At 38.3% G+C, this 14,382-nt stretch carries 11 protein-coding genes and 1 tRNA gene; 6 read left to right on the plus strand and 6 right to left on the minus strand.

Features of this window, described 5'->3' with window-relative positions:
• Nucleotides 1-54: 54 nt before the first annotated feature.
• The 3 genes from ACWIB3_RS15310 to ACWIB3_RS15320 form a co-directional block, all read right to left on the minus strand.
• Nucleotides 55-528 carry a DUF6882 domain-containing protein gene (locus tag ACWIB3_RS15310; protein WP_454292036.1) on the minus strand — a complete coding sequence of 158 codons (474 nt, stop codon included), beginning with the start codon at nucleotides 526-528 and terminating at the stop codon, nucleotides 55-57.
• 100 nt (nucleotides 529-628) lie between these two features.
• Nucleotides 629-1,330, minus strand: a complete 702-nt coding sequence (locus tag ACWIB3_RS15315) for a DUF4397 domain-containing protein (RefSeq protein ID WP_454292037.1) — start codon at nucleotides 1,328-1,330, stop codon at nucleotides 629-631.
• Between the two features lie 145 nt (nucleotides 1,331-1,475).
• Nucleotides 1,476-2,039, minus strand: a complete 564-nt coding sequence (locus tag ACWIB3_RS15320; protein WP_313262268.1) for a suppressor of fused domain protein — start codon at nucleotides 2,037-2,039, stop codon at nucleotides 1,476-1,478.
• A 146-nt stretch (nucleotides 2,040-2,185) separates the two neighbouring features.
• On the opposite strand from ACWIB3_RS15320, the gene htpG reads away from it, so the two are divergent.
• Nucleotides 2,186-4,075, plus strand: coding sequence for a molecular chaperone HtpG (htpG, locus tag ACWIB3_RS15325; protein ID WP_454292038.1), 1,890 nt, complete (start codon nucleotides 2,186-2,188; stop codon nucleotides 4,073-4,075).
• A 1,024-nt stretch (nucleotides 4,076-5,099) separates the two neighbouring features.
• Here the strand turns inward: htpG and ACWIB3_RS15330 are convergent.
• A complete protein-coding gene (locus tag ACWIB3_RS15330) occupies nucleotides 5,100-5,510 on the minus strand; it encodes a hypothetical protein (RefSeq protein ID WP_454292039.1) in 411 nt (136 codons plus the stop codon).
• Nucleotides 5,511-5,777: 267 nt separating this feature from the next.
• On the opposite strand from ACWIB3_RS15330, the gene ACWIB3_RS15335 reads away from it, so the two are divergent.
• From ACWIB3_RS15335 to ACWIB3_RS15345, 3 genes are read left to right on the plus strand one after another with little or no spacing between them, the layout of a single operon-like run.
• Nucleotides 5,778-6,752 carry a 2-hydroxyacid dehydrogenase gene (locus ACWIB3_RS15335; protein ID WP_454292040.1) on the plus strand — a complete coding sequence of 325 codons (975 nt, stop codon included), beginning with the start codon at nucleotides 5,778-5,780 and terminating at the stop codon, nucleotides 6,750-6,752.
• Nucleotides 6,752-7,888 carry a glycerate kinase family protein gene (locus ACWIB3_RS15340; protein WP_454292041.1) on the plus strand — a complete coding sequence of 379 codons (1,137 nt, stop codon included), beginning with the start codon at nucleotides 6,752-6,754 and terminating at the stop codon, nucleotides 7,886-7,888. The genes ACWIB3_RS15335 and ACWIB3_RS15340 overlap by 1 nt, the downstream gene beginning before the upstream one ends.
• A gap of 27 nt (nucleotides 7,889-7,915) precedes the next feature.
• Nucleotides 7,916-10,216, plus strand: coding sequence for a GH92 family glycosyl hydrolase (locus ACWIB3_RS15345; RefSeq protein ID WP_454292042.1), 2,301 nt, complete (start codon nucleotides 7,916-7,918; stop codon nucleotides 10,214-10,216).
• Here the strand turns inward: ACWIB3_RS15345 and ACWIB3_RS15350 are convergent.
• On the minus strand, nucleotides 10,213-11,787 hold the full coding sequence (locus tag ACWIB3_RS15350) for a hypothetical protein (RefSeq protein ID WP_454292043.1): 1,575 nt from the start codon (nucleotides 11,785-11,787) through the stop codon (nucleotides 10,213-10,215). The genes ACWIB3_RS15345 and ACWIB3_RS15350 overlap by 4 nt on opposite strands.
• A gap of 387 nt (nucleotides 11,788-12,174) precedes the next feature.
• Between ACWIB3_RS15350 and ACWIB3_RS15355 the strand changes: the two genes are divergently transcribed.
• On the plus strand, nucleotides 12,175-12,897 hold the full coding sequence (locus tag ACWIB3_RS15355; protein WP_185212597.1) for a WbqC family protein: 723 nt from the start codon (nucleotides 12,175-12,177) through the stop codon (nucleotides 12,895-12,897).
• 120 nt (nucleotides 12,898-13,017) lie between these two features.
• On the opposite strand, the gene ACWIB3_RS15360 is transcribed toward ACWIB3_RS15355, so the two are convergent.
• Nucleotides 13,018-13,091, minus strand: a tRNA-His gene (locus ACWIB3_RS15360).
• 195 nt (nucleotides 13,092-13,286) lie between these two features.
• Between ACWIB3_RS15360 and ACWIB3_RS15365 the strand changes: the two genes are divergently transcribed.
• On the plus strand, nucleotides 13,287-14,195 hold the full coding sequence (locus tag ACWIB3_RS15365) for a hypothetical protein (protein ID WP_454292044.1): 909 nt from the start codon (nucleotides 13,287-13,289) through the stop codon (nucleotides 14,193-14,195).
• Nucleotides 14,196-14,382 lie beyond the last annotated feature (187 nt).

A 14,382-nucleotide genomic window follows, 5' to 3' on the forward strand; every position in this document is an offset into this window, starting at 1 on the left:
CAATGAATGAAATACCCTAATAATGGTCAGGGTACTCCTATATATTTTAAGGTGTTAGGCTAACACTTCCTTAAAGTATACAAATTGGGCTTCAGTGTCTTTTTGAATCCTGAAGATTCCTTTGGAAATGCGGAGGTAACCGGAAATTGCGGTCAAAGCCCAAGCGATAGGGGTGTCGATTTCCAGTTTTGGGTTGCTGAGGTATCCAAAATCATAGAATTCACCATAATTTTTGATGATATCCAATTCTTCCTTTTCAGCTTCAGAGATTTCTGGATTATCCCATCTCCAGGTCCAAATAGATTTCTCAGGATCAAGACTACCCACAATCTGAAACGCTAGATTTAAGTTTGAATTGTCCTCATTTGAAAAGCTGATGATATTATTTTCCCAATCTACGGTATAGCTGGAGAATTGGCCAAAGGCATGTTGTTCTTCAAGAATTTCTTGTTGATCCGTAATGTATTCATGCGCTTTAGCGTGAAGTACACGAAAAGATTCGTCTATTTTGGGTTTCTCAAGGCTCATAGGCCATAAATATAGCAAAACCTTAAAAATAAGAAAAGCCCAAATCATTGGGCCTTTCCGTTTTTATGGATGTATTGTAAAGCTGCCTTGTTGTAAGTCGTTAATCTGTAATGTTATAAAAGCTGTATACAAGCTCTAAAGGAAATTCACTGTTGTCCTTCGTTCCGATTAACATGAAGTTGTAATGTTTGTTGTTTTCCAAATTGATCTCATCGATTTTGGCGATTACCTTTCCTTGTTCATCCGTCACGGTAACAGCAGTTTTTCCCGTGGTAGATTCTCTGAAGATTTGTGTCTGGGCTACAGTGTTAGGGTTTTCCTTCACACGGTTGGTCGATCCGACGATTTCCTGACTGCCTACCTTGAAATTTACTTTGCCTACTTGGTTGGCCAAATGGAAGAACCTAACCCCGGTTTTAGTCCCCGCATTTTTTAATTCTACATCTGGAACCCTGATAAATTCAGGTTTTTCTTCCGTTCCATAGACCATACAGCTGTATACCACTGAATCGGCAAAGGTGAAAGTCGTATCAATGATCGGTTGATTATTTAAGCGATCAACAACCTGTATCTTTTTGTTTCCCGGAATAGCGAAGAACATAGAGATACCTTTGTATCGCGGATCTATCTGATTTAATAGGTTTCCATTGACTGCGTATAGTATTCCCGAACTTTTTGGATAGAAGTTAAAAAGGGAAACAGCAGGGTAGTTTAAATCTGGATAATCATCATTATCCTTTAGACAACTACTTAATGTTAATATACTTAGTACAATGACTAATAGAAGACTATGTTTTTTCATTTGTTCAGTAAATTCTTTTTTGATTTCAATTTTTGAACGTTCAATAAAAAAACGGTAATGTTTACTGATATGCTACAGTGTTAGGGAAAAATCTTTTTTTTGTTGGATTCAAGCTTGTAGAGGAGGATTTAAATAGAGGAAGACCTTATAATGGTTTCCGTTTAGGGTCTGTTTTGGATTTTCCGAGTTGCTTGATGAAATTATCCAATCCTAATTTTTGGATATTATAGACTTCCTGTTCATAAATAGGAAGCAATTCTAACAGTTGTACAGTTGATTTCCTCCCATCCTTCACTTTTTGGGGAATACCATCTTGAACAGGAATCACCACAAAAGCGTTTAGGTCAGACTCTTGGCTGACCTTTTGCCCCAGTCGGATTATTTCGCCACTATTGAAAGGGCAATCCCCACGGAGCTGATTGGTTAAATATCCAACAACATGTGCCCAGGTCATATCTTCAGAATCCATCTGCAGGCATAATTCAACCTTATTGTGTTGATCTGGATGATTAGCGAATGAAAGACCATAGGAGAAGGTTGTCATTGGGCTGTCTTCAGTTTTGTGAAAAACCAATGAATAGACGAATGGAAGTTTTTTCTTTACGCTTTTCTCCCGAAAAACAGCTGCTTTTGCTTGTAGGGTATTTTCCAATTGGCTGCGGAAATGTTCCAAAGGAGACTTAAGGAAATCTGGTTTTTTAAATATCATCTGAAGAATTAACCTGTTTTTTCAGTCAAAAATAGCCAATTGTGTAAAAATTTCAGCACAAGCTGTCAATTTGACTTAAAAATAACATTGGAATATAAGTTGATTACTGAAATATATAAATCTTAAAAAAATAAATTAACAAACATATGCAAGAAGAGAAAGGTACTATTTCAATTCATACCGAGAATATATTTCCGGTGATTAAGAAGTTCTTATACTCAGATAACGAAATATTTTTACGCGAGCTTGTATCCAATGCGGTCGATGCTTCCCAAAAAATCAAAAGATTAGCTTCATTAGGTCAATATAATGGAGAAGTGGGCGATCTAACGGTACAAGTGAAAGTTGATGAAGATGCCAAGACCATTACCATTTCGGATAACGGAATTGGTATGACGGCTGAAGAAATCAAGAAATACATCAACCAGATTGCCTTTTCAGGAGCAACAGAATTCATGGAGAAATTTAAAGAAGCCAATGATGCCAATGAAATCATTGGTCGATTTGGTCTTGGTTTCTATTCTGCATTCATGGTTGCCGATCAGGTTGAGATTGACTCTTTGTCTTACCAAGAAGGAGCGGAGGCTGCACATTGGGTTTGTGATGGGTCTACTTCCTATGAGATCTCTGCAGGTAGCAGAACTACCCGTGGTACCGATGTAATCTTACATATCAATGAAGAATCATTGGAATTCCTTCAAAAGCAAAGAATTCAACAGATATTAAATAAATATTGTAAGTTCTTGCCGGTTCCAATCCAATTTGGAATGAAATCAGAGTCTGAACCTGATGGTGAAGATGAAGAAGGTAAACCAAAATACAAGACCGTAGAGGTTCCAAATATTATCAACAATACACATCCAGCTTGGACAAAATCGCCATCAGAATTGACTGATGATGATTATTTGAAGTTCTACCATGAACTTTATCCACATTCTATGGATGAACCTTTGTTCTGGATTCACCTGAATGTAGATTACCCTTTCAATTTGACCGGTATTCTGTATTTCCCGAAAATCAAGAACGAATTGGAAATCCAACGCAATAAGATCCAATTGTATTCTAGACAGGTATTCATTACCGATGAAGTAAAAGATATCGTTCCTGAATTCCTGATGTTATTACAAGGGGTCATTGATTCTCCAGATATTCCTCTGAACGTTTCAAGATCATTCTTACAGGCGGATAGCAATGTGAAGAAGATCAACAACTATATCACCAAAAAGGTTGCGGACAAATTGAACGAGATCTTTAAATCAGACCGTAAAGGTTTTGAGGAAAAATGGTCTGATATCAGTTTGTTCATTAAATACGGTATGTTGAGCGATGAGAAATTTGCTGAAAAAGCAAATGATTTCTGCTTGCTTCAGAATGTGAACAATGAATATTATACCTTCAAGGAGTACTACGAAAAGGTTAAGGATATCCAAGTAGACAAAGATGGCAACATCATTTACCTGTATACCCAAGATAAAGCGCAGCAAGATGGCTACATTGCAGCAGCCTTGGCAAAAGGATATGATGTCCTGAATTTCAATGGTCCTTTGGATACGCATTTTGCAGGCTATGTGGAGCAACATGGCGGCGAGAAGGTGCAGTTGAAACGTGTTGACTCGGATGTAATCGATAAATTGATCCCTAAAGACGAGAAAATCGAACAGACTCTGACTGAAGATGAGAGCAAGAAAGCAACTGGAATTTTTGAGAAAGCAATCTCTCGTCCGGATATGAAGGTTGAAGTGGATGCCTTGAATGCCAATGATCTCCCAGTTGCCGTAACTATCGATGAGTTTATGCGTCGTATGAAAGATATGGCCAAAACTGGTGGTGGTATGGGATTCTATGGTACCTTGCCTGATAACTATAAGGTAACGGTTAATGGAAACCATCCATTAGTGAAACGTATTGTAGAATCCTCCGAAGAAGAAGGTGAAAAGCTAGCCAAACAGGCATTTGATCTTGCTCTATTGTCAAGAGGTCTGTTGACTGGTGCTGAACTGACAGCTTTTGTAAAAAGAAGCGTGGATTTGATTTAGGATAGATATGAGATGTGAGATTTGAGATTTGAGACTTTTCTGATGTTTCAAGAGGATGATTTCATGTTTCAGGAAATATTTATGTAGATAAAAAAGCAACCCCAGAAGGGTTGCTTTTTTTTGAACCAGGATGGAAGAGATGCGAGGATGGACCAAGATCATGGAATGAACTATCTTTTCGCTAAAAAGGTAGCAGGTGTTGTATGGGCGAATTGAATTCGCCCGCTGGATGCAATCTTAACATCAATATTATCCTTTAGGGTGATTATCTCTTAAATTCGTTTAGATCAGCTAATAAAAAATCCCCATCGGGGGTGAATCTTTTTCCATACCCTTTTTTGTGTCACCCTGAGGGTTTCCCCGAAGGGTCTCGGAACTAACCACAATCATTTGAAATAGTTTCCTCATCTTACGATGACCAAAATTTCCAAAAAAACAACAATAGATTCTTCGTTTCACTCTGAATCCCTCTTTAGCGCATATTGATTCTGAACAGATAGTGAGGAATCTGTATGGTTCTCCTCCTAAAGATCGTGTCATCCTTTACCGAAGGTAAAGGAACTGTTCGCCAGTCAAAAAAACTGTTTTTGATTTTGATGGTCTGTCAAGTTTCGAGATACTTCGGATGAACCTCAGTATGACCAAAAAAACTTAACCTTCTTTAGGATGATGGAGGGTGATAACCGAAAGTAAAGGAACTGTACGCCAGTCAAAAAAGATGTTTTTGATTTTGATGGTCTGTCAAGTTTCGAGATACTTCGGATGAACCTCAGTATGACAAAATAAAACTTACCTTATTTTCTTTTATTTTGATTGTCTGTCAAGTTCCGAGATACTTCGGATGAACCTCAGTATGGCAAATAAAACTTAACTTAATTTTTTGTTTTTGATTGTCTGTCAAGTTCCGAGATACTTCGGATAAACCTCCGTATGACATAAAAAACCAAAACCTACTATCATTGTCTGCTATAATTAAACTGAAAACGTATTATAGCGGATAAATACGCTCAAAAAAAAATGGGACTTAATTAAGTCCCAAGTTTTTATCATCCATGTATTTTAACATCTTTTTGAGTTCTGGATCGTTGAAATAGGCTAAGCTTTCGCTGGCGATCTTTCTGGCAATCCTGAATTCTTTCTTTTCAAGTTGGTCCGCTGCGAGGCTAACGGCAAATGAAATTAGATCTTTATTGTCTTTCAGTCCTAGGTCCTGATTTTTTGATAACTCTTCAATTACCAGATCATGGTAGGCCAGGGATTTTTCGATATTCTCTTCCTGGAAGCTAAGGAATGCTAATTGATTAGCATTGATCGTATATAGCTTACGGACTTGTTTGTCATTTTGTAGGAAAGGAAACTTGGCAGTCCATGAATCAATACTATCCAAAGAACCTTGTAAGTTGTTCTGATCAGATGCAATACTGATCAATGACATTGAAAGTGCAATGCATGATATGAGGTACGATAAGCAACAATTGTAGCAATGGTAGGTTTTTTCCCATTCAAAAGATTTTGTTTTACAGTATCGTAATTTTCATTTTTCACCAACAACAACCGCTGATTTTTGGTGTTAACCATTTGGTAGAATCTCTATGCTTAATATTACCAATAGAGGTGATATTAAGATTGAAGTATAGCCAGTCTACCTAAAAACGATACATTTTTAGTATATTAAACTTATTGCACAAAAAACCTAATCAACATGAAGATCTTCATAAATAAACTTATCCCTGAAGTCGGCATGAAAATGCTGGCTAGACCTGATATCGATCTAATAATGCCTGAAAATCCAGAAATATCCTATGATGAGTGGATTTCGTATTGTCAACAATGTGATGCGATCCTCAATATTGGAGCCTATAAGATTGATGCGAAGTTTTTTGACCTCTGCCCTTCGGTGAAGGCTGTATCGCTATTCTCGGTCGGCTATGATCAAGTAGATTTAGAAGAGGCTACCCGGAGAAGGATACCGGTTTCCAATACTCCAGATGTTCTGAGTAAAGCTACATCTGATATTTCCTTTATGTTGATGTTAATGGTTTCTCGATTGGCATCCTTCCATAGCAATCAAGTACGTGTAGGAGTTCGATTTAAGTATTTCAATCCGATTGCAAATTTAGGCCAAGAGCTTTATGGTAAGACCTTAGGTGTATTTGGATTGGGAAGGATAGGATATGAGATGGCCATAAAATGCAAAGCAGCTTATGAAATGCCGATCATATACCATAACAGGAATAGAAATGAAGAATTGGAAGAGAAGTTGGGAGCAAAGTATGTGAGTTTTGAAGAACTCCTAGCGCAATCTGATGTATTATCTATACATGCCAATTATGCTCCTGAATACCGAGGTTTGTTTAATAAAGAGGTATTTGAGCAGATGAAGGATACTTCGATTATTGTAAATACGGCAAGGGGTGGCTTTATCAATGAAAAGGATTTGGATGAAGCGCTAAATGCGGGCAAAGTTTGGGGTGCAGGCTTGGATGTGACGGATCCTGAACCGATGTTGCCTGATAATCCACTTTTAATACATGAACGGGTCTGTGTATTACCACATATAGGTTCAGCAACCATTGAGGCTAGAGGAGGAATGGCGAGAATTGCGGCAGAGAATATTGTTGCCTTTGTCGAAGGAGAAAAATTGAAAACTTGTTTAAATCCAGAAGTCTATTCTTAATGCTCAACATTTTAATATCACCCAATAGTTTCAAAAATAGCCTAAAGGCTGATAAGGTCGCGGATGCAATTGAAAAAGGTTTGAAATCCAGTGGAATCCAGGCTAATATTTCCAAATTTCCTATTGGAGATGGCGGTGACTATAGCTCTATTCTCATCTGTAAGCAGTTGAATGGAGAAATAAAGAGCATGAAGGTTGCTGGTGCTTACCTAAAGAAAACAAAAGCTAGTTATGGTTTGATTGATTCTGGCAAATGCGCTGTTATTGAGGTGGCAGAGACCTCAGGATTTAAATCAATCCAGAACAAACTTAAAAGTCCATTGAAATCAAGTAGCAAAGGATTAGGGCAATTGATTTCAGCATTGATTGATTCAGGTATCAGGGATTTTGTGATCTGTTTGGGCGGTTCAGTTACCGTTGATGCTGGAATAGGTATGCTGCAAGCGATGGGTCTAGAGTTTCGGGATAAAAAAGGTGCAGTGATAGAGCCCTTACCAAATGATTTTGAAAAGGTGGATTCTATGGACATTTCGAAATTCAAGGAAAGGATCTTAGGTTGTGAGTTTACTGTTCTTTGTGATGTTGAGAATAAATTGTTGGGAATAAATGGGGCGGCAAGGGTTTTTGGTCCGCAAAAGGGAGCAAGTGAAGAAGATATCGAAAAATTGGAGGAGTTTTTGAAAAGCTTTGACCGATTGACAAAAAAAACGGTTCAAAAATCATTGAACGGTATGAAGGGAGGAGGTGCTGCTGGAGGGCTTGCAGCTGCATTTTCCGTATTCTTGAATGCTGATCTAAAAAAAGGAGCATCCTATTTCTGTGAGATAACAGGTTTTGATGCAGCTTTGGCACAAGTAGATTTACTGATCACTGGGGAAGGGAGCATAGATAGTCAATCATTAGAAGGGAAAGCGCCGGTAGTAGTGGCTGCCAAAGCCAAGGAAAGACAAATTCCTTGTATTGGATTGGCCGGAAAAATCCCCTTGAAGATTCCAAAAGAACTGCAGGATTATTTCCTGATGTTGCTGCCTATTGGAAATCAACCAGAGGAATTGGAGATGTCCATAAAGCATACAGAAAAGAACCTTCTTCGAACAGCCCTGCAATTAGGCAAGATGCTTGGGCAGGTGAAATAACAATTGAATCATTATTTAGATAAATACATGTTTTTAAAATCCTTAGTTTCCGTATTTTTTGTAAGCTTGGCCATTACTGTTGAGGCGCAATCTCCCGTTGGTGCTTCAAGATATGTGAATCCATTTATTGGGGCAAGCACCAACACGGCAAGTTCCTACCATGGACTTGGAAAAACTTTTCCGGGTGCTGCCACTCCATTTGGTATGACACAGGTCAGTCCCAATACCATTACAGGGGGTGATAATGGCTCTGGATATAGCTATGAGCATAAAACCATTGAAGGTTTTGCCTTTACACAGATGAGTGGGGTAGGGTGGTATGGAGATTTGGGGAATTTTTTAGTGATGCCCAGTACGGGTCCATTACATGTAATTGCTGGGAAGGAAGGTTCAGGTGAGCTCCAAGGCTATAGATCTACGTATGATAAGAACTCAGAAACTGCTAAGGCAGGTTATTATTCGGTGTACTTAGACCGCTATCAGATTAAGGCGGAAGCTACAGCATCTCCCTATGGCGGTATGCTTCGGTTTACTTTTCCTGAAAATGATACCTCGAGGATTCAAATTGATTTGGCGAGAAGGGTCGGTGGAACTTCTACCCGACAGTCTGTGGAGGTTGTAGATGGCAATACCATCAAAGGTTGGATTAAATGTGATTCAACTGGTGGAGGTTGGGGCGATGGAGATGGTCATCCCGATTATACAGTTTACTTTTATGCGGAATTTAGCAAACCCTTGTTAAATTATGGATTCTGGGCACAGGATGTGCCCGATGGACAGGAGCGGAAAAACAAGGATGTTGCGAGCCTTGATTATCAGCGTATGCTGGAACGGGCAAAGGTCATTCCTGGAGCTTCTGCTGTTGAGGCCGACCATGTTGGGTTTTATCTGGAGTTTCCTACAAGAGATCAAGAACAGGTATTGCTGAAGGTGGGGATTTCTTTCACAGATATGGAAGGAGCTGAAAATAATTTCTTTGCCGATGTGAAAGGGAAGAACTTTAGGACCATGCAGGAACTGGCCCAAAAGGCCTGGGATGATGCTTTAGGTAAAATAGATGTAAAAGGTGGGACGGAAGATGAAAAATCAATATTCTATACGGCACTTTATCATACCATGATTGATCCAAGGAACATTACGGATGTCGATGGGCGATATCCTAGGCCAAATGGAAAGGTGCATGAATCGGAAGGTTTTACCAAAAGGACCATCTTTAGTGGCTGGGATGTTTTCAGGAGTCAATTTCCATTGCAGACGATTATCAATCCAAAGATGGTCAATGAAGAGATAAATTCCTTGATCAGCCTAGCTCAGCAAAGCAATAAGAATTATTTAGAGCGTTGGGAGTTTTTCAATGCTTATAGTGGTTGTATGATCGGCAATCCGGTTCTGTCGGTGATTGCGGATGCCTATGCAAAGGGAATCCGTGGATTTAACCAAGAGGAAGCTTTGGACCTGATGATCAAAACCTCGGAAAAGTTTGGGAATTCTGACCTAGGGTATGTTCCGGTTGAATCAGGCTTTAGCATTTCTGAAACTTTGGAATATGCGTATACGGATTGGTGCATTGCCCAAATGGCCAAAAATATGGGCAAAAAGGATATTTATGAGAAATATATGAAACGTGGCCAGTTCTATAGGAATATATTTGATTCTAGAAAGGATTGGTTTAGGCCCAAACATCAGGATGGGTCGTGGGAGAAATGGCCAGAGGAAGGCCGCATGAAGGAATGGTACGGCAGTATTGAAGCGAATTCATATCAGCAAGGTTGGTTTGTACCGCATGATGTTGAAGGTATGGTGGAGTTAATGGGTGGCCGGAAAAAGGTATTGGCGGATTTGACTGCATTCTTTGAAAATACCCCGAAGGATTTCTTGTGGAATAAGTATTATAACCATGCCAACGAACCAGTTCATCATGTTCCCTTTCTGTTCAATAGGTTAGGAGCGCCGGAGCTGACTCAAAAATGGACTCGTTACATCTGTGAGCATGCCTATAAAAATGAGGTGGAAGGCTTGACAGGTAATGAGGATGTAGGTCAAATGTCGGCTTGGTATGTCCTTGCGGCTTCAGGTATTCATCCTATTGCTCCTGGAGATCCGGTCTATGAAATCACAAGCCCAGTTTTTGAGGAAATTACTTTCAAGCTTGACAATGGGAAGCAGTTCAATATTGTAGCGACCGGTAATTCTAAAGAAAAAATCTATATACAATCTGCAAGCTTAAATGGAAAACCTTTGGAAAAGATGCAGATCAGCCATGCGGACCTCCTGAAGGGCGGTACATTGAAACTTGAAATGGGGGCAATGCCGAAGTTGAAGAATTAAGGGCTCGTCCTTATTTTTTCGTAGCCATGATAGAGATATAATGCTCCATAGGTCCAGTTTGGACCTTTCAAACCAGGGTAATTAAATCGGTCCATCATCAAGGCGATATATTTTGTTGGATATCCTTCGGGTAGTTGAATAACATTTGGCCAAACCCTACTGTTGCTCGTTTCGTCCCATGGTGGAAGGTCCATGGTTAAGTGGCCCAATTCTTTAAGGTCAGGATAGGAATAGATAAAGACTTCTTTTTCGGAGCTGCCCGAAAAGCAGAAAAGTTTACCGTTGATTCTTTGGATAGAGGTTCCGGTAGAATTGTGCTTTACAGGACCGGCAATTTTTTTGTAGCCCTTGTCCCAATCATCGGATTCCAATATGATGGCTTTATATCCATCGCTATTTTCACAGGTCAATATGCGCCATTTATTGGCGTCCTTGTCAAATATTATGTGCGGATCTTCAATATCTCCGACCTGGCCCATTGGTTTAGCTTTCATAATGGAGAAACCAAATCTTGGGTCTTGTTTTGACTCGACCGCAAGTAATTGTTTCTTCTCGGATTTTTTGGCATAGGCACTAAATCCGGTTGTGATCCCTCTCCAAATGGAGTCCCTACGGTCAAAGAAGATATGAGAGGCGACCTCGTTTCGCCATAACCCATCCCCACGATCAAATACCACAATGCCTTCAAACTTGATGTCAAATACAGAAGGATCCATGCTAAAGATTCCTTGGAGGTGATGCGGCAATGCTCTTCCTCGCACGCTCATGCTAAACCATAGACGACCTTGATCCATTATGGGTTCGCCAGTTTCGTAGGTCAATGCGCGGATATCCGCAAGACCCATTCCTGCATTTAATTGGATGTCCACTGATTTTATTGCTATGGTCCCTTTTTGCTGCTGGGCATATAATGAGGTTTGGAATTTTCGGATTTTTTCAATTTCCCTAAGGTCAGTGTATTCTGCAAAATCCTTTTGGGCAAGGACAGTAGGTAAACCCTCATTTTGAAGGTAAAGGGTCAATCCACTGCCAAGCATCTGTAATATGAGCTTGCCTTTTAAAGGAATATCTTTTTTCTCTGGAATATAAATGGATTGATTGAAATTAATGTGCTCTGCTGGTTTTTGATGGTCAAATTCGATGTCAGCAATAAGTCCTGCTGCATAAGAAATGGAGAGTCGGACAATTTCCTTCTTTTTCGGATCGGCAAATTGAAAGCCCAGTTTCCCTTCTCCAGTGATATCGCCTAAGTCCATAATATAGGTGGCAAAAGGATTAAATCCTGCCAACCAAATGGTTGATTCAGATTCAGTATTTGCTGTAATATTCAATAGTCCTTTTTCAATATTAATCTTAGCTGAATCCTTGCCATATTGATGTATGGGGTGCATTACATTTAATCCAATAATCTTTTCCGGATTAAGACTGGCCAATGGGATAGATTGGTCCTGGTCAAAGATAATGCGCTTTACTCCTTGACGGACAAATTGTATTTCGGTTGGAGCAGTTTGGGAATAAGCTGCTAACGTAAAGAATAGGAATACAAAGAATGTACAGCTTAGTTTTTTCATGATAGGTTTAGCGATTGTACAATTTACGAATTAATTGGAGAATCTCCGTTTTAATTGGGATCCAAAGAAGCATCTTTATATTTTTTTCTCCAATTATGGAAAGCCGTAAAAATGGACCAAATGTTCATTTTAACTTTGAACTAGTTAGTGATTAAGAAGTCTCAATCGATCTGGTTTTGTGGCTCAATAATCAATTTAGATAGATTTAATAAGGCTGCTGAAGGAGTAACGCGCTGTTTTACTTTTTCAGGCTGTGATGCTATGAATTGAATCTATCCGGAAGCAATGCCGAATAATAATATTTTCTATACCTAAATGATGAACCTGATTAAGAGGCTGCTTTTAGGGATAGCTATGCACTATAACCAAACTAATTATTAAATAATAATGCTTAGAAAAAAGATCGGAATAATTCAGCCTTATTTCTTTCCGTATTTAGGGTATATCAGCCTATTGAAACATACGGATCGATTTATTTTATTGGATACCGTACAATACATTCAACGAGGTTGGATTGAACGGAACCGTATTTTGAAACAGGGTGATGGATGGTTGTATATACAGGTTCCTGTGAAAAAACCAAACGGAAGAGCTTCCTTGATCAAGGAATGTGTTTTGGACAACAGTCTGCCCTGGAAGGATAAAATGTTTTCGCAAATGGCCATCTATAAAAAGATTGCTCCTTACTATAAACCGACCCTTGATTTTGTGAAAGAAACTTTGTCCAAGGACTTTGATGATATTACTTCCCTGAACAGGCATGTGCTGACTGAAATATGTAACTATCTGGAAATGCCAAGGGAGATTGTTGCCTTTTCAGAGATGGAATTGATGATCGAGCAACCGAAGGACTCTGACGAGTGGGCATTAAATATCTGTAAGTCGATAGGTCAGAAAGTTACTTATGTTAATCCAATAGGCGGCATGAGTTTTTATAACCGGGAAAAATATATTCAGTCGGATATAGATATCTTCTTTCATGAAATAAAGCTCCGGGATTATCAACAAGGAGGGCGGGTGTTTGAGCCAGGACTATCCATTCTGGATGCTTTGATGTTCAATAGCAAAGAGGAGGTACATGAGATGTTAGATCAGTATAAATTAAATTAGGAGAGTAAAACGGGTTGATGGATTTCAATCCGTTTTTTGTTTAGGATTTTTTTAATCAGGAGAATGTTAAAGGGAATTTTAGATACAAAAAAAGGAGGCCTTTTGGACCTCCTTTAACCGGGTAAGTAATGGGGCTCGAACCCACGACCCCTAGAACCACAATCTAGTGCTCTAACCAACTGAGCTATACCTACCGTGATTTTGTGATACAAAAGTACCATTAATCTTTTTACCTTAAAAACTTATTATTTTATATTGTAAGTATCTATAAATCAATTAAATAACAATTCTTCTAAAAATGTTAGAGCCATCTAATATTTTGTTATGATATCCAGTATATCCAATCTTTCTAATGTGATTTTCTGAACGTGGACAAACTTTTGGACAAAATGGAAAATTATTCAATTAAGATTACTTCAACTAAAGACATAGATAGATCATTTATAGCTATCACAGTTAACGGAAAAAGATTTAGAGAATACACAGGGAAAAGACTAGGTTTAGACATCTCCCCAAACAAAGAAAAATGTTCTAAGGCAAAATTAAAACTATTCAAAAGACTAGAATTTGAATTTACAAAAGCTCTTGACAATGGAACTTACCAAAGCTTAGTGTTTCCAAAAGAAGATGAATTATTACATACCACTGAAACGTTATTACAAAAAGCTTTAAAACAGAAACTTTCAACAGATTTAAATCCTCACTATGCAAAAGCATTAGAGAGAAATTGTCAGAACTTCTTGTGCTTTTTGACAGAAAATGAACGTCAATCTGATATTAATTTACTTGATATTAATAGAATACAAGATTACCTAAATTCATTCAAAACCAGTTCTAACAATTACATGGCTAAAAGACGAGAATTAGGCTCTCTCTTTGGCTACATTAAAAAGAAAGGTTTTCTTAATAAAGATTTAATTCAAAAAACAGATAGGTTAAAAGTAAAAGCTACATTACATCAGATTTATACAGAAGAACAATTGCATACAGTTCTCTCTTATTTAAAAGCAAATCACGAAAATCTTTATTTCTGTTGTTTACTCAGTTACGGGTGCTTACTCAGACCGCACATTGAAATTCGTAATCTAAAAGGAAAGCATTTCAATACTGAGTATTCGGAAATACATCTATCTGGTAATGAAAATAAAAGCGGAAAGGTAAGAGTAACTTTAATCTCTAATTATGTTAAAGAACAAATTTATGAGTGTGTCCAATCTTTGACAAGAAATCAAAATTTCTTTATGCTCACAGATGATCCATTTAATGAATATTACTTTAAAACAGCATGGTCAAGTTAAATGTTTATGTAATCAATAAATCGACTTTGAGCAAATCGGATATCCTTGACAACTTTGTATGCAACGAAACAAATGCCACATATAACTAACGCTTTACCTTCATTTGATGAATAATCATCACCTTCTGTTAAGTAACATTATAATGTATGAATGTTTTATTTAGTTGATTTTTCGCATTTATCAGTTT

This window comes from Sphingobacterium sp. NPDC055431, from assembly GCF_053644255.1.

Bases quoted from the DNA above. Each gene is read 5' to 3' on its own strand.
- ACWIB3_RS15310 (WP_454292036.1), bottom strand. From the start codon at position 528: ATGAGCCTTGAGAAACCCAAAATAGACGAATCTTTTCGTGTACTTCAC.
- ACWIB3_RS15315 (WP_454292037.1), bottom strand. From the start codon at position 1,330: ATGAAAAAACATAGTCTTCTATTAGTCATTGTACTAAGTATATTAACA.
- ACWIB3_RS15320 (WP_313262268.1), bottom strand. From the start codon at position 2,039: ATGATATTTAAAAAACCAGATTTCCTTAAGTCTCCTTTGGAACATTTC.
- htpG (WP_454292038.1), top strand. From the start codon at position 2,186: ATGCAAGAAGAGAAAGGTACTATTTCAATTCATACCGAGAATATATTT.
- ACWIB3_RS15330 (WP_454292039.1), bottom strand. From the start codon at position 5,510: ATGTCATTGATCAGTATTGCATCTGATCAGAACAACTTACAAGGTTCT.
- ACWIB3_RS15335 (WP_454292040.1), top strand. From the start codon at position 5,778: ATGAAGATCTTCATAAATAAACTTATCCCTGAAGTCGGCATGAAAATG.
- ACWIB3_RS15340 (WP_454292041.1), top strand. From the start codon at position 6,752: ATGCTCAACATTTTAATATCACCCAATAGTTTCAAAAATAGCCTAAAG.
- ACWIB3_RS15345 (WP_454292042.1), top strand. From the start codon at position 7,916: ATGTTTTTAAAATCCTTAGTTTCCGTATTTTTTGTAAGCTTGGCCATT.
- ACWIB3_RS15350 (WP_454292043.1), bottom strand. From the start codon at position 11,787: ATGAAAAAACTAAGCTGTACATTCTTTGTATTCCTATTCTTTACGTTA.
- ACWIB3_RS15355 (WP_185212597.1), top strand. From the start codon at position 12,175: ATGCTTAGAAAAAAGATCGGAATAATTCAGCCTTATTTCTTTCCGTAT.
- ACWIB3_RS15365 (WP_454292044.1), top strand. From the start codon at position 13,287: ATGGAAAATTATTCAATTAAGATTACTTCAACTAAAGACATAGATAGA.